Below are 16,992 nucleotides of genomic sequence, written 5' to 3'. Positions count from 1 at the left end.
GTTTGACACAACGACACAACCTAACCTTCCCATAGCATGTTCTCATAAAATTATTTCTAACAACACTTTTTTATTCTTTTGCTTTCCTTAACCGGTACTTCTTACAGTTTGGATGAGATTCATGAATCAAATTAAGTATCGGCTGTGGTGCGGAAATAATTGTGGATGGGATTACGGCATCCGAGCGCAGTAAGATTAGCCGGGATAATATAAGCCGCTATCAATAGCACTTAATCAACCCAAAACTGTCTTTGTTTCATCCTGTTTGATTTTCTGATCAAATACAGGAGAATAGGCTAAAAAACCGGTTTGCAGCTCATGCAAGGAGGAACTGATGAAATTCACTTCACTGACACAGCGTTTTGCTGTTTGGTTCACATTGGTTTCTTTGCTGCCCATATTGGTGATTGGCAATAGCCTGCTACATACTTTTGAGAAGGAAATAAAAAAATCGGCTATCCGGAATGTTTCTGCGATCGCCGATAAAAAGATCGAGCAGATCGATAGCTACTTGAAGGAGCGCTTTCTTGATTCCAGCTTGGTGCGTGATTCCAGCACGACACATAATGCTCTGATGGAATTTACCAGAATATTTGAGCAAAGCGGGGTGGATTCAGATGATTACCGCCAATTGGACGCCAGTTACCGTGAAAATTTCAAGCGTTTTGTTGAGGAAGCGAAATATTACGATATTTTTCTTATTTCCACTAAAGGCGATATCGTCTATACACAGGCACATGAATCCGATTTTGCCACTAACTTGCTCACAGGTCCTTATCGCGATACGGCACTCGGTAAAGTTACCCGTTATGCACTGGATAATTTAAAAAGCAGCATCTCAGATTTTGAGCGCTATGCGCCATCTCGCGGTGCTATCGCAGCATTTGTTGCGACGCCGGTAATAATAAACGGTGAAATTAAAGGGGTACTGGCGCTGCAAATCTTTAGTGAACGTGTATTTGCTGTGATTGCGAACAATGTCGGGCTGAGCGAGAGTGGTGAAACAGTTGTAGTGCGCCTAGAGGACGATCAGACCGCATTGGTCATGGCACCGTTAAAATACGATTCCGCTGCGGCGCTGGAGCGCAGAATTTCTCTCAAGATACCTTCTGCGGAGTCTATCCGGAATGCCCTGAGCGGTGATTCCGGGGGGGCGCTGACTCTAGATTACCGCGGCAAGGAAGTGGTTGCCGCCTGGCGCTACTTGCCGCTCATGAGATGGGGCATCGTGGTGCATATTGATGCCGATGAAGCGTTCGCCTCCGTGCACAAAGTGCATTATGTTGGTTTGATGATTCTGGTTTTGACGTTACTCGCCGCGCTATTGGGGGCCGTTCTGTTTAACCGCCGTGTTGTTGATCCTCTGAAGCATTTGAACCGTAGCGCCATGGAGATTTCGGCGGGTAATTTGCATCAGCGCGTGGCAATTGAAGGCTGGGATGAAATGCGGCAATTAGCGAATACCTTCAACTTCATGGTGGAGCAGCTGAATGCCAGCGATCAGGAACGCAACAAAGCGGAAGGAAATCTGGTGCAGCTCAATCTGGAACTGGAGCACCGCGTTGCAGCGCGGACCGACGATTTGCAGCGCGCCAATGTGGCTTTGGCGATCAAAGAAGAAGAAATGCGTTCGGTGGTCGAACATATGGTGGATTGCGTGGTGACCACCAATGAAATCGGCACGATACTTTCCGCCAATCCGGTGATGGAAAAATTATTCGGTTACAGCCACGAGGAAATGATCGGTCAGAATATATCCATTATCGTGCCCGAGCCGGATCGCAGCAAACATATCGGCTATATGGAAAACTATTGCCGCACCGGGCATGGTCAGGAGTATGTCGGCCGTGCTTATTTATCCGGTTCGCATGGGATCGGTTTGGGCCGGGAAGTGGAAGGCGTGCGCAAGGACGGGGAGCGGATTGAATTGTATCTTGCGGTCAGTGAATATTTTGTCGCAGGGAAGCGGCATTTTACCGGTGTCATGCGTGATATCCGCGAACATGTGCACATCATGAAGGAACTCAGGCAAGCCCGGATAGAAGCGGAGCAAGCCAGTAAAGCCAAATCGGCGTTTCTGGCCGCCATGAGCCATGAAATCCGCACACCGATGAATGGTGTGATCGGTATGATCGACGTGCTCAGGCAGACCAGTTTAAGCGGTTATCAAATGGAAATGGCCAATCTGATCCGTGATTCCGCTTATGCCTTGCTGGCCATTATTGAAGACATTCTTGATTTCTCCAAAATCGAAGCGGGTAAGCTGGAAATCGAAAAAATTCCGATGCCGCTGGCCAGCATCATCGAGAATGCGTGCGGCATGCTGGCGCATTTGGCGCTGAGTAAGAAGGTGGAGCTGACGCTATTCATCGATCCCGCGATCCCGGAAAATGTCTTGGGCGATCCGCTACGCTTGCGCCAAGTACTGGTGAATATCATTAATAACGCGATCAAGTTTTCCAGTAAACAGGAAAAACAAGGCAAAGTCTCGGTGCGGGTATTACTGACGGAATCCAATCCGGATCAGGTGTTGGTGACCTTCCAGGTAACCGATAACGGCATTGGCATGGATAAGGAAACGCAGGAAAAGCTTTTCAAATCATTTTCCCAAGGCGACCCTTCCACCACAAGGCGCTTTGGCGGAACCGGACTTGGCTTGGCGATTTCCCATCATCTCGCGGAGCTGATGGATGCGGAAATAACCGTGCAAAGCGAGCCGGAACAAGGCTCGACCTTTATCATACAAATGCCCTTCAAACCGCTGCCGGCGGCTGCCGTTGCCGACCATAAGATCGAAGATCTGGAAGGTATGAATTGCTTGATACTGGGTGACAACGATAGTCTGAGCAATGATCTGGCTGTTTACTTAAAAAGCGCCGGTGCGCAAGTTGAGCAAGTGACCGATCTTGACCGGGTTGATCAGTTTATTCAGGAGCTCGCGCCGGGTTTGTGGCTCGTTGTCATTGACGCCGGACAGCATGTTCCACTCATCAAGGAATTGCGTGCCGCGTTTAACGCCCGTTCAAAAAAAATAACAGGCGCAGCGAAAACCGGGCTGGAAACATCGCAATCTTCCATCGAACCGCGCTTTGTCGTGATCAAACGTGGCCGCCGCCGGCAAGCACGTATCGAGGATATCGATATCATTACGCTGGACGGCGATGTCATGTACCGCCAATCGTTACTGCGCGCGATGGCGATCGCTGCCGGTAAGGTGGAAATGAACACGGAAACCGCGCCGGTTGTCAATTTACTGAAATCCGGACCGGTGCCGATGCCGCGCGAAGAAGCCTTGCGGCAGGGTAAGCTCATCTTGGTGGCGGAGGATAACGACATCAATCAGAAAGTCATCCGCCAGCAGCTCAACTTGCTCGGCTATGCAGCGGATATTGCCAACGATGGGCGTGAAGCGCTAAAACGATTGCAGAACTGCAATTATGCGTTGCTGTTGACCGATTTGCATATGCCCGAAATGGACGGTTTTGAATTGACGCAGGAAATCCGCTCCCAAAATTCCGTCTGGAAGCACATGCCGATTGTCGCGCTGACCGCCAATGCGCTGAAAGGCGAAAGGGAGCATTGCCTGAACGCCGGTATGGACGATTATCTGAGCAAACCGGTGCAGCTTGACGATTTACGCCGGGTTCTGGAGCAGTATCTGCCGGGTGACAAACCGGCTGCAGCGGCGCAATCCGTTATTCCCGCAAACGTGACCGTACGCGAAATGGAAATAGCCACAGTGCCGGTCGACGTGCAGGTGCTGGAAAAATTAGTCGGTGATGATCCGGCGATGATCCAAGACATGCTGCGGGATTTTCGCGCCAGCGCGGAAAAAATCGCAACCGAATTGCACGCCGCCTATCAAGCAGGCCAGTTTGCTGCGGCCGGATCATTGGCGCATAAACTTAAATCGTCTGCGCGTTCGGTGGGCGCGCTGGCGCTGGGTGAGCTATGCGCGGCGATGGAGCAAGCGGGGAGAAAGAACGATGCGGCGGAATTGGCCGTGCTGTTGCCGCAGTTTGACGCGCAGCTGATTGCAGTCAAAGCCTATCTCGATGGGTTATGCGCGCAAGACGGGAAAAACGCCTGATCCTGCTTGATTAGGATGCCGGGGAATTGTCCAATAATCCGGCGTGCACGCGGTTTTTCCATTCCGCCATCCAGCGGGGCAAGTCATCGGCAAGCAGCGGTTCGGATATAAAATTCCCTTGCGCCATATCGCATCCCGTCTCGCGTAACAGTTCCCAATCGTTGCGATCCTCAACGCCTTCCGCGACGATGTCCATGCCGAGCTGTTTGCCCATCGCCAAGCTGGCATCGTAAATGGCGCGCAGGGTATCGTCGCTCCAAGCGCGATGCACAAACCCCTGGTCGATCTTCAGTTCATTGAATGGAATATCGCGCAGTTGTGCCAGGGATGAGTGTCCGGTGCCGAAATCGTCAATGGATAAATGAAACCGTTTGAGCCGCAGGCGGGTGAGAATTTCCAGCGGAATGCGCGCGTCCGGCCCCATGACCTGACTTTCGGTGATTTCGATGACGATTTTTTGCGGCGGCAGATTATTCTCGTTGACGAGATTGACCACCATGTCTTGAAAATTCAAAGAAGCGAGATTTTCCATGGTGACATTGATGGACACGCGCAATGTGAGCCCGCTTTGATGCCATTTCCCCGCCTGAACGATCGCTTGTGTCAACACCAAACGTGTCAGATCGTCGATCAGATTGTTGTCTTCCGCAATGTGAATAAACCGGTCCGGCATGATCACGCCATCTTGCGGGTGATGCCAGCGCACCAGCGTTTCCACGCCAATGACGTCACCGTTTTCAACCGATACCTTGGGCTGGTAATAATTCACCAGCTCCTGACGGGCAATGGCCGATTTAATATCGTCCGCGCTATAAATTTTACGGCTGGGTGACAATGGATTCACTGCATCCGCTGTCCATCCTAGCAGTATTTCCGCTAATTTAACGGGATCGACGGGTTTATGCACATAGCCGAGCATCGATATCTTGTGCGCGTGGACCAGCCTCTCAGCGGTTTTTAACATCCGTTCATCTTCGCCGCTGACTAAAATCAGCTTGCCGTGATATTGGCGATCCACCAGATAGCGGACAAACTCAATGCCGTCCATATCCGGCATATTCAGGTCGAGCAGGATCAAATCCGGGCATGTATCCGCATGATCGATTTTCTTGAGTGCATCCGAACCGTTGTCACAAGTTGCGATAGCGCTATAACCCAGCTTGATCAGCATCCGCGACAGTAGCTTGAGCATAAAGGTGTCGTCATCAAGGATCAGTATCTTAATGTGAGATGCGCTATCCATATGGTTTTTTCTAATAGGGACGGATTGGAATGCCAAATGCAATGATTCTCGGAATATCAGCGCATGATCATACACTGTGTATCGATAAAGAAGATAGCGATCGTTTTTTTCCGCTATGCAACGGGACGATAGCGATGGTTACCGGCTGGGAACCGGTTTAAGGTCATAGGGATGCAGGATTGCAGGCCAATGACGGAAAGATGGAATCAATCATCGATCAGTACATGGCCGAAGAGAGCGAAAACACCGATCGCGATGCCGGTGACGAATTGCGCATGTACCAAATAGGAAAATTTCTTGAACTCGACCGGTGAATAGCGCAAGGTCAAAAACAAACCGAAAACCCCCTGCCACAGCACCAACGCCAATAATGCCGGGAAGAAAAGAATATGGCTATAACGCGAGAATCCCATCATCCCGATGTGCAGCAAAATGATCGCAACCGCCGCGATACCGAAATAAATATGCGTGCGGTTCAACCAGATCAATAAACGATTCAACTGCGATGATTCAATTGGAGCGATATAGTCCGGGAGCAGGCGCTGCGCCAATTTTCCTTGACCCAGCGCCAGTTTTAATAAGGTGCGGAAATAAATAAATACCAACAGCGCCAGCCCCGCTTTGCCAAACCCTTCACCGATTTCGGTGAGGAACGTTTCGCGTTCTTCCGGGATGGGATGAACCGAGTAAGCGTAAATAAAATACGCCAATGAAATCAGCGAGATTACTGCCGTATAGAGCAGAATGTTGCGAATATTTTTCAGTGATTGCTGCATATTATCAGTCATTTGTTTACCGGATAACCCGTCACTTTTAGAATTTCCCAATTGAAATCATGAACACCGGCGACATCATCGGGCAAAGCCATCGATAGCGCACCCTTGGATAGCGGTGGCAGGTCAAGATCGATGCGATGCACTTTCGCATCATGCGACATGTTTGCATGCATGTGCATATGGTGATGGTCATGCACCGGTGTCATGCTGACCACGAGTTGCGTGATATGGTATTGGTTGTTGCCGTTGTAGATCGTACCGCTGAAAATCCCCCAGCCGAATCCGGCGTCGATTTTTAGCTTCTGGACGGCTTCTTCAGGTAATTCAATCAGTTCTGCGTTCGGTGGCGGTTGAACCGCTTGCGCGTTCGATGAAACGATCAGTAAAGCCAGTAATAATCCGGTGAACAGTCTGAAAAATTTTTCCCGTTTAACGGTGTGTATAACCATTGGATACCTTCAAATATTATGTGCGTAATTTTGTTAAGAATAGGGATTATGCCAAAAATGAAACAGCCTCGTGAGACTTTGCTCAGAGGCTGTTTCATTAATTTCTAAAAAATTTAATGTCTCGTAGCTTGTTGCAGGAATGCCTTATTAAATTCGCTTTAGAAAGCCTTTAGAAGTTGATATCAAAGGTTGATTATTAAATGCCGATGCAGAACTGGATTAAGCAATTACATCGAGAAATGGTAAGAATCCGGCTTGCGTGCCTACCATATGAATTTGCAAATCAGAGCCACCGTATACATCCGCAGTAAACATTCCGTTAGCTGAATTGTAAGTCATTTGACTCGATGTAAAAGCCTGATTTCCTGGGAGGAAAAGATCGGCATCAATTGTTGATAAATCAATTTTATCGCCTTGACCCCAATTGAAGTAATAAAGTTGATCAACCGCGCCGCCCGCCGGGCTGTCGCTGACTGAGTCAAAATCAAATATATCCGCGCCTAGACCGCCAACCAATGTATCTTGGCCATTTCCACCATTGAGATAGTCATTACCGTTACCGCCATCTAAATAATCATTTCCGTTTTGACCAAAGATGCTGTCATTGCCATCATCACCATAGAGTAAATCCCCGCCTTCTGAGAAATACCAAAAATCCGGGCTTTGAGAATATCCATAAATCGTGTCATTTCCACCATTGCCATGAACCACATCACCCCCTCCAAACCCTTGGATAAAATCAGCAAAAGGTGTTCCGTTGAGGTTATTATCATTAAAGATTGATCCATTAATATTTGCCATAATATAACTCCTTGTTTATTTGTGATTGAATGTATATAGCGCATATCACATATGCCAAGGCAGATTAATTTAATAGTGATTATTTGTAAGTGATTAAAGTCACAAGATTCGTGAAATTGAATCTGTCGATTGAAACTTCATGGATAAAGGGCCGATGTGTTGATTGAGTGCAGTGCAGTATTTCTGTAAAAAATTTGAAACCCGGGGCATTCGGCGAGACAGGGAAGAAATTTTTCATGGGATCGAGTGGAATCTAAACTGCTATGAGAAACATGCTCAAATAATCCACTCATTCAGCAACAATCGCGCTTCAGCAATCACTTCCGACGCCACCATCCCCAGCATTCCGTGATGCTGCTGCACCCAGCCATCTGCCGCAGCGCCGTGCAGATAAACCGCCAGCAACAATGCGTGTCCGGGATTCAAACCTTGGGCGATTAGCGCACCCATTATTCCGGCTAATACATCGCCGGTCCCGGCGGTGCTGAGTGCGGGATTGCCGCTGGTGTTCAGGTAGCGTGTTCCATCAGGGAAGCAGCAAATGCTGCCTGCGCCTTTCAGCACGACATGGCAATGGAATTGCTGTGCGATTTGAAGCACTGCATTCATGCGGTTTTGTTGCACGGCGGCGGTGCCGGTGTTCAGCAGGCGCGCCGCTTCGGCGGGGTGGGGTGTCAGGATGGTGGCGGCATTGCGCTGACTGAGTTTCTTCGCCAGCGGTGAATGCTGTGCGATCAGATTAAGCGCATCGGCGTCGATGACCAGCGTGCAATTACTATCGAGTGCTTTCTCCAGCCACCGCAATGCCTCCGCCGATTGCCCCAAACCGGGGCCAACGATCAAGCAATCGAGCGGCGCTAATTTGAACAACTCGGATGGCGCGCGCAGCATCAGCTCCGGTTGGGAAAAATCGACCGGCGGCGCATTGTCGGCCAGCAAACCGAGATAAACGCGTCCCGCACCCAGATGCAAGGCAGCGCGTCCTGCCAACAGTGCCGCGCCGGTCATGCCGGTGGAGCCGCCGAGGATGGCAGCGTTACCGAACGTGCCTTTATGGCTATTCGCGCGACGCGCAGGCGGCAGTATCGATTGCGCAAGTTTATGATTCAGCAGCCAAGTGTGCGGCTCAGGCGGCGAGAGTAATTGAATATCCAAGTCGCGCAACACGATCGTGCCGCAGCATTCCGGGCCGGAATGGGTGAACAACCCCGGTTTTAAACCAATAAAAGTGATCGTCAGCGTGGCGCGAATGGCGATGCCATAAATACAACCGTCGTCACTACCCAGCCCGGACGGAATATCCAGCGCGACAATGGGAATCGCCATTGGATTGACGGTTTCAATCCATTCGCGGTATTTTCCTTCAATCGGGCGATGTTGCGATTGATCCAGCCCGATGCCGAATAAACCGTCGACCACGATATCCCAGTTTCGGTCGCCATCCGGTATTTCGGCGTAAATATCGCCGCCGATATCGAACCAGGCTTGCAGCGCTTGTTTAGCATCCGGCGGAACACGATTGCCATCACCCCCGAATACCACGGTGACGGCGTTGCCCCATTCCTGCAAATAACGCGCCACGACGAAGGCGTCGCCGCCGTTGTTACCCGGCCCGGCCAGCACCAAGATTTGATGACCTGGGCCTTTCAATAACTGGTCGCGGATCACTTGCGCCGCCGCCAAGCCCGCTTTTTCCATCAATCGGGGCGGTTTGGGCAGCCTTGCCGCTTGCTGTTCAATGTCGCGGATTTCAGCGGTGAGAAAAACCGGGTCGGCGGATATCATGGTTGTACGCGGATTGGGATTGGATGATCAGCGATAAGTACATCTTCTCGTGTAAAATTGCAATCTTTAAATAACCGCCTTATTTCCTCTGATGCTCCAATTTTGTGGTGGACGTGCGCTTTCTCCGTTTCGTCTGGAAAAATTACGACAACAAATTAACTCGCTGAATCTGCCGGTATCCGCGCTGAATACCGAGTACTGGCATTTTTGTTCGCTTACACGGAACTTGCAAGACGCTGAGCTGAACGCACTGCGCAAATTGCTCAACCATGATCATACGCAGGAAAACACGCGGCATCCCGGTGAGTTCTTTTTGGTGTTGCCGCGTCCTGGCACGATTTCGCCGTGGTCGACCAAAGCCACCGATATTGCCCGGCACTGCGGATTAGCGGCGGTTGAGCGTATTGAACGCGGCATTGCCTATTACATTCAATGCGATGCGCCGCTGTCTACCGAAGATAAAGCGCGCCTCAAGGCATTACTGCATGATCGCATGACCGAAGCGGTTTTTTATTCATTCGACGATGCGGCCAAATTATTCCAGCATTTTGCAGCGAAGCCGCTCAACACCGTCGATGTGCTCGGTGGCGGCATCGATGCATTGCGGCAAGCCAATCAAAGCATGGGGCTGGCGTTGTCGGAGGATGAAATCGAGTATCTGGCGCATAACTTCCAGCAAATGGCGCGCAATCCGACCGATGTCGAATTGATGATGTTTGCGCAGGCGAATTCCGAGCATTGCCGCCACAAAATCTTCAATGCGGATTGGATTATCGACGGCAAACCACAGGATAAATCCCTGTTTGCGATGATCCGCAACACGCACCAAACTCACCCGCAAGGCACGCTGGTGGCGTACGCCGATAATGCCAGCGTGATCGAAGGCGCAACCATCCAGCGGTTTTATCCGGGCGGCGGGCAGATTTATGGCTACGCACAGGAAAAAACGCATGTGCTGATGAAGGTGGAAACGCATAATCACCCGACCGCGATTTCGCCATTTCCCGGTGCCGCGACCGGCGTCGGCGGGGAAATCCGCGACGAAGGCGCGACTGGACGGGGGGCAAAACCGAAAGCCGGGTTGAGTGGTTTCTCCGTGTCCAATTTGAATATTCCGGGTTTCGTGCAACCGTGGGAACTCAATCGAAGCGATGAACAATCAAACTACGGCAAGCCCGGACGCATTGCTTCGGCGTTGCAAATCATGCTGGAAGGGCCGATTGGCGGCGCGGCGTTCAATAACGAATTCGGCCGTCCCAATCTGGCGGGTTATTTCCGCACTTTCGAGGAACGCGTGGGCGGGGAAATGCGAGGTTATCACAAGCCGGTCATGCTGGCGGGTGGCGTTGGCCAGATTTCCGACCGCCATGTGCGCAAGGAAAAATTCCCACCGGGCGCGCTGCTGATTCAATTGGGCGGCCCCGGCATGTTGATTGGTCTGGGTGGCGGTGCGGCGTCCAGCATGGATACCGGCGCCAATACCGAAGCGCTGGATTTCGATTCGGTGCAGCGTGGTAATCCGGAAATGCAGCGGCGCGCGCAGGAAGTGATCGACCGTTGCTGGCAATTGCAACGCAGCGGTGAGGAAAATCCGATTTTGTTCATTCATGACGTCGGCGCGGGTGGTTTGTCCAATGCCTTTCCCGAATTGGTGCACGATTCCGGGCGCGGCGGGCGTTTCAATTTGCGCGCGGTGCCGTCCGAGGAAACCAGTATGTCGCCGATGCAGATCTGGAGCAACGAAGCGCAGGAGCGCTACGTGCTGGCGATCAAACCGGAGTCGCTGGCGTTGTTCCAAAGCATCTGTGAGCGGGAACGCTGTCCGTTCGCCGTGGTGGGCGAAGCGACCGGCGATGAACAGCTGGTAGTCGAAGATCCGCAATCCCCCACGCCGCCGGTCGATATGCCGTTGCCGGTTTTGCTTGGTAAACCACCGAAAATGACGCGCGATGTGGCGCATGGAGAACGAATCCTGCCCGCGCTCGATTGGTCGGGTGTAACACTGACTGAAGCCGCGTACCGGGTTTTGCGCTTGCCTGCGGTCGCTGATAAGAGTTTTCTGATTACCATCGGTGATCGCAGTGTCGGCGGTTTGTCGGCGCGCGATCAAATGGTCGGCCCGTGGCAGATCCCGGTCGCCGATGTCGCGGTCACCAGCATGGGGTATCAAACCGTTTTGGGTGAGGCGTTCGCCATCGGCGAGCGCACGCCACTGGCGTTGATCGATCCGAAAGCCGCTGCGCGCATGGCTGTGGGTGAGTCGATCACTAATATCGCCGCGTCGGCGATTGCCGGGATCGGAAAAATCAAATTGTCAGCCAACTGGATGGCGGCCGCCGGACATCCGGGCGAGGATGCCGGGCTGTACGACGCGGTGCACACCGTCGGCATGGAACTGTGTCCGCAATTGGGTATCAGCATCCCGGTCGGGAAAGATTCGATGTCGATGAAAACCGCTTGGGACGAAGCGGGCGCGCGCAAGGAAGTCACGGCGCCGCTGTCGCTGATTATTTCGTCTTTTGCCACGGTGACGGATGTGCGCAAAACTTTGACGCCGCAGTTGTGCACCGATTGCGGCGATACTGAATTGATTCTGATTGATTTAGGGCGAGGACAGAATCGTCTGGGTGGTTCGGCATTGGCGCAAGTGTATAAACAAGTCGGCAATCACGCGCCGGATATTGACGGCGAAACCGGCGCGCAACAATTGCGTAATTTCTTCAACGCCATCCAGCAACTCAACGCAGCGGACAGATTACTCGCGTATCACGACCGCTCCGACGGCGGTCTGTTTGTAACGCTGTGCGAAATGGCGTTTGCCGGGCATACGGGCATAACGGTGAATCTGGATCAATTGTGCTTCGATCCGCAATACAGCGATCTCGACGGATCGGAATTGCGCCCGGAGCAGCTCGGAGGGCGCTTCCTGGAGCGCATGCTTGCGGTGCTGTTTAATGAAGAGCTGGGGGCGGTGATACAAATTGCCGCCGCACAACGTCAAGAAGTCATGCAAGTGCTGGCCGATGCGGGGCTGCGCGATGCCAGTTTTATCATCGGTCAATTGAACCGGTCGGACGAGATCCGCCTGATGCGCAATAACAAGGCGGTGCTGGCGGAAAAACGGGTGGATGTGCAACGCGCCTGGTCGGAAACCACCTATCAGATGCAAAAACTGCGCGACAACCCGGTCTGTGCGCAACAGGAATTCGACCGCATTCTCGATACCGCCGATCCCGGTCTTCAGGTTGTACTGAAGTACGATGCAAGTGACGATATCGCCGCGCCGTTCATTCAAACGGGTGTGCGCCCGCGCATCGCCGTTCTGCGCGAGCAAGGCGTCAATGGCCATGTGGAAATGGCGGCGGCGTTCGACCGCGCCGGTTTTACTGCGATGGATGTGCACATGAGCGACATTATCGCAGGGCGTGTTTCCTTAAGAGACTTTAAAGGGTTCGTTGCGTGCGGCGGATTTTCGTATGGCGACGTGCTGGGCGCCGGAGAAGGCTGGGCCAAATCGATTCTGTTCAACCCGCGCGCGCGCGATGAATTCGAAGCATTCTTCCAGCGCGGCGACACGTTCGCGCTGGGCGTTTGCAATGGTTGCCAAATGATGAGCAACTTGCACGAAATCATTCCCGGCGCGGATACTTGGCCGCTATTTAAACGCAATTTGTCGGAACAATTCGAAGCGCGCTTTGTCATGGTGGAAGTACAGCCCAGTCCGTCGCTGTTTTTTGACGGTATGGCGGGCAGCCGGATGCCGGTCACGGTAGCGCACGGCGAAGGCAGAGTTGAGTTTTCCTCTGCTCAACCCGAAAGTGTGAAGGCCTTGGTGACGTTGCGTTTTGTCGACAATCACGGACAAGTCACCGAGCGCTATCCGTTCAATCCGAACGGCTCGCTGCATGGAATGACCGGTTTAACCACACCCGACGGGCGTTTCAATGTGTTGATGCCGCATCCGGAGCGAGTGTTCCGCGTGACGCAGCATTCCTGGTATCCCGATGTGCGTTCCGGTAAAGCGGAAGACGGTCCGTGGATGCGCTTATTCCGTAATGCGCGTAAATGGGTAGGGTGAACGAGTCCGTTGTGATCAATTGAACCTTTAAAAGAATGAATAAAATGACAAATTTCAAGATAACCCAACGCAACAGCCTCCTGTATCTCACCTTTTTGCTGCTGAGCCTGGCAATGCATCCTGCGGCTGCGGTGATTACTCCGGCAAAGAAACCGGTGCCGAATAACTGCGTGCCGCTGGGGGACTGGATTGTTCCCGGCTCCGGCAAAACCTCGCAACAGGAAGTCATCGCGCGTGCCGCCAAAGCCTCGGTGGTGTTGCTGGGCGAGACGCACATCAACGCCGATCATCACCGCTGGCAATTGCAAACGCTGGCGGCTTTGCACGCGCAACGTCCGAATATGGTGATCGGTTTTGAAATGTTTCCGCGCCGCGTGCAAGCCGCGCTGGATAAATGGATTGCCGGTGAATTGAGCGAAAAAGAATTCCTGCGCGCGGCGGAATGGGATCAAGTCTGGAATACCGATGCCAACCTGTATTTGCCGTTGTTTCATTTTGCCCGAATGAATCGCATTCCGATGCTCGCGCTGAACATTGAAACCAGCCTTCGCCGCCAAGTGGCAGAAAAGGGTTTTTACGGTGTTCCGGTGGAAGAACGCGAAGGCTTGACGCGTCCGGCGGAGCCCAGTCAGGCGTACGTCGATTTTTTACTGCCGATCTATAAACAGCACGACCGTAAACATAAAAATGAAACCACGCAGGACGATCCGGATTTCCGCCGCTTCATCGGCGGGCAGCAATTGTGGGATCGCGCCATGGCGCAAATTCTGCAACAAGCCGTGACGCAATCCGGTGGCGCGGAAAAACCGTTAGTCGTTGGCATCATGGGCACGGGTCACGTGTTGCACGGTTTTGGCGTGCCGCATCAATTGCACGACTTGGGCATCAAATCCGTTGCCGGATTGCTGCCGTGGGATAGCGATAAATCCTGCAAGACCTTGGTTGCCGGTGTGGCCGATGCGGTATTCGGTGTGTTGCCGCATGTTTCCGAATCTTTCCGGCCGCAGTTTCAGCGTCTCGGTATCCGCTATGAAATGGGCAGGGGTGGCGCGGTGATACTGCAAGTGGAAAAAAACAGCATTGCCGATGCCGCTAAGTTACAGGATTCCGATGTGATTTTGGAAATGGCCGGTCTGCCGGTTAAAACGCTGGAAGACGTGACCACCATCGTAAAGCGCCAAGCGCCGGGAACCTGGCTGCCGCTCAAAATCAAGCGAGATGAGCAGGAAATGCAGATTATCGCCAAATTTCCGGCCTTGCAGCATTAATTCTTTCAACATAACCATGACTACTTCCACTTTCATCAGAACTTGTTTTTTTCTGCTACTTACCAGCATTATTGTTCAACCCGCGTTATCAGCGCCTGTGCCGGTCAAACACAATGATGTCGAGTACGACATCACGGTGAAAATCGATCCGGTTAACCGCACGATTGAGGGGAAAAGCCTCATTACCGTGGATAAACCGAGAGAATTACAGTTGGTGCTGGGCGCAGGGTATGAAGTGATTCAAGCGGAATCTAACGACGGGCCGATGGGTGCAGGCCGCGAACAGGCCAATCAACCGCATATTTGGAACATTCCGTTTCTTTTCCGGCACCGGGTTCAATTCCTGATTCGTTGGAAAGGCGTATTAGCGCCGCTGGATACCTCACTCGACCACCAGCAGACGCTGGCCAGGCCGGTCGCTGTCAGCGGCGAAGCCGGTACTTTCCTGCCGGATAGCTCGGATTGGTATCCGCGCGTTGTTGGGCAGCTGGTGCGCTATAAAGTCAGCATCGAATTGCCGTCCGGCCAGAAAGGTTTGGTGGCGGGCCGTTTGATCGAAGAACATGAATCGCCGCAAAGCTATCAGGCGGTGTTTCAATTCTCGCATCCCGCCGAAGGGATCGATTTGATGGCGGGTCCATACGCGATCGAAACGCAGACGTATCAAAATATCAATCACAAGCCGATTCAATTGCGTACCTACTTTCATCCGCAGATCAGCGGTTTGTCGAAGGATTATCTCGACGCCGTGAAGCGCTATCTGGAACTGTACGAATCCTCGATCGGCGAGTATCCCTATACGGAGTTCAGCGTCGTATCGAGTCCAACGCCGACCGGTTTCGGCATGCCGACGTTGACTTATCTCGGTGTCGATGTGCTGCAATTGCCATTCATCCGCAGTACTTCGCTTGGCCATGAAGTGCTGCACAACTGGTGGGGCAATGGCGTTTATCCGGATTACAAGAGCGGCAACTGGTCGGAAGGACTGACCACGTTCATGGCCGATTACGCGTACAAAGAACAGGAAAGCGACGCCGCCGCGCGCGACATGCGCTTAAGCTGGCTGCGCGACTTCGCCGCATTGCAGCCAGGGCAGGATGCGCCGCTGACGGCTTTTACCTCGCGCACGCATGGCGCATCGAAAATTGTCGGTTACAACAAAGCCGCGATGTTTTTCTTCATGCTGCGCGATCATCTGGGTGAGACGCTTTTCCAGCGCGGCATCCAGGGGTTGTGGAAGGTGCAGCGCTTTAGAATGACGTCTTGGCTGGATGTGCAAAAAATGTTTGAAATGGTTTCCGGGCAACCGCTCGGGCCTTTTTTTGCGCAATGGCTGAATCGCAGCGGTGCTCCTGCAATCGAGCTGGCTGAGGTGAAAAATGCGGCGGCGGGTTCCGGGTATGAATTGTCGATCACGCTGAAACAAGCCGAACCGGCGTATCAGCTGCAAGTTCCGGTCGCAGTCGAAACGCAGCAAGGCAGCACAATCCACCGATTCGATTTACAGCAAGCGCAACAGACATATACGCTGAAATTGACGGACAAACCGCTAGCCGTTTCACTCGATCCCGATCTGCGTCTGTTCCGGCACTTGGCCCCCGGCGAAGCGCCGCCGATTCTGCGCGAAGTGATGGTCAACGCCGCCACGCAGACGGTGCTGTTGTCCGATCAACCCGAAGTCCGCAAAATTGCCGAAACGCTTGCCAGCAAATTGCAAGATCGCAAGCTTCACACGGTAGCGCCCGGCGATCTGCTCTCTGCCGCACCGACCCTGATTATCGGCCTGCAAGCCGAAATCGACACCTGGCTCGCCGCCAAACAACTATCACCCAGACCGGATGAGACCGGTAAAAAAGGCAGCGCGCAAGTCTGGACATTGGCACGCACCGATGGCGCATCGCTCGCCATCATCTCCGCGCAAGATGCCGCATCGCTCGAAGCGCTAATCCGCCCGCTGCCGCACTACGGACGGCAAAGCTATTTGGTGTTTGATGGCCGGCAAGCGACTGAGAAAGGGACTTGGCCGATGTTGGTGCAGAGGGTGGTGATAGAGTGATGATTGGATGTATAACGGTGAATGGGTTTATGTTTTGGGTAACCTGCGATTCATTACCCGATGCTGGTTTTTGTTGGAATTGAATACTCTTGATTCTGGAACTGACAACGTTTTACCGTTCTGGTATAACACGCGATCGAATAATAATAAGGATAGAAAGATGTTTCAGAGAAATCTCATAATAATTGTGCCGGTGGTTACCTTAGGGTTCTGTTTATGACTTTACCTTTACCTGCCGACTTCTGCACATATACTAATATCGCTTATGTAGTTGCACTCAGTGGTCTTGTTATATGCATATTGATAGCTAGATTCAGAGTGCGTGTTGTGCCCCATAGTTCGGGATCTTCAATTGTTCGAACCCGAACCGGATACAAAGGCAAAACATTGGGTTTTGTCGCCTCTTTTTTTAATCTATTAAGTTTTCTCTTTGCGGTTATTGCAGT

At 52.3% G+C, this 16,992-nt stretch carries 9 protein-coding genes; 4 read left to right on the top strand and 5 right to left on the bottom strand.

Annotated features, from left to right (window positions below):
• The first annotated feature begins 334 nt into the window (after positions 1 to 334).
• Positions 335 to 4,090: an ATP-binding protein gene (locus tag R2083_RS09405; protein ID WP_317538304.1), complete on the top strand. Its 3,756-nt coding sequence runs from the start codon at positions 335 to 337 to the stop codon at positions 4,088 to 4,090.
• A gap of 10 nt (positions 4,091 to 4,100) precedes the next feature.
• Here the strand turns inward: R2083_RS09405 and R2083_RS09400 are convergent, their stop codons facing one another.
• The 5 genes from R2083_RS09400 to R2083_RS09380 all read right to left on the bottom strand — a co-directional run bounded on the left by R2083_RS09400 (position 4,101) and on the right by R2083_RS09380 (position 9,144).
• Entirely contained in the window at positions 4,101 to 5,333 is a 1,233-nt protein-coding gene (locus R2083_RS09400; protein WP_317538303.1) for an EAL domain-containing protein, read from the bottom strand.
• 206 nt (positions 5,334 to 5,539) lie between these two features.
• Complete coding sequence (locus R2083_RS09395) at positions 5,540 to 6,121, bottom strand: hypothetical protein (protein ID WP_317538302.1); 582 nt, start codon at positions 6,119 to 6,121, stop codon at positions 5,540 to 5,542.
• Positions 6,118 to 6,558 carry a hypothetical protein gene (locus R2083_RS09390; RefSeq protein WP_317538301.1) on the bottom strand — a complete coding sequence of 147 codons (441 nt, stop codon included), beginning with the start codon at positions 6,556 to 6,558 and terminating at the stop codon, positions 6,118 to 6,120. The genes R2083_RS09395 and R2083_RS09390 overlap by 4 nt, the downstream gene beginning before the upstream one ends.
• Positions 6,559 to 6,777: 219 nt before the next feature.
• Positions 6,778 to 7,359: a hypothetical protein gene (locus tag R2083_RS09385; RefSeq protein ID WP_317530450.1), complete on the bottom strand. Its 582-nt coding sequence runs from the start codon at positions 7,357 to 7,359 to the stop codon at positions 6,778 to 6,780.
• Between the two features lie 276 nt (positions 7,360 to 7,635).
• Entirely contained in the window at positions 7,636 to 9,144 is a 1,509-nt protein-coding gene (locus tag R2083_RS09380) for an NAD(P)H-hydrate dehydratase (RefSeq protein WP_317538300.1), read from the bottom strand.
• A 91-nt stretch (positions 9,145 to 9,235) separates the two neighbouring features.
• Here R2083_RS09380 and purL point away from each other — a divergent pair, with 91 nt between their 5' ends.
• The 3 genes from purL to R2083_RS09365 are packed head-to-tail and all read left to right on the top strand — an operon-like array spanning position 9,236 to position 16,546.
• Positions 9,236 to 13,222: a phosphoribosylformylglycinamidine synthase gene (gene purL / locus R2083_RS09375; protein WP_317538299.1), complete on the top strand. Its 3,987-nt coding sequence runs from the start codon at positions 9,236 to 9,238 to the stop codon at positions 13,220 to 13,222.
• A 44-nt stretch (positions 13,223 to 13,266) separates the two neighbouring features.
• A complete protein-coding gene (locus R2083_RS09370; RefSeq protein ID WP_317538298.1) occupies positions 13,267 to 14,490 on the top strand; it encodes a ChaN family lipoprotein in 1,224 nt (407 codons plus the stop codon).
• Positions 14,491 to 14,506: 16 nt separating this feature from the next.
• Positions 14,507 to 16,546 carry a M1 family metallopeptidase gene (locus R2083_RS09365; RefSeq protein WP_317538297.1) on the top strand — a complete coding sequence of 680 codons (2,040 nt, stop codon included), beginning with the start codon at positions 14,507 to 14,509 and terminating at the stop codon, positions 16,544 to 16,546.
• Positions 16,547 to 16,992 lie beyond the last annotated feature (446 nt).

The sequence above is a fragment of the Nitrosomonas sp. Is35 genome (assembly GCF_033063295.1).
Taxonomy (GTDB): Bacteria; Pseudomonadota; Gammaproteobacteria; order Burkholderiales; family Nitrosomonadaceae; genus Nitrosomonas.
Note: the sequence above shows the minus strand (reverse complement) of the source record. Positions and strands in the feature narration are given on the sequence as shown.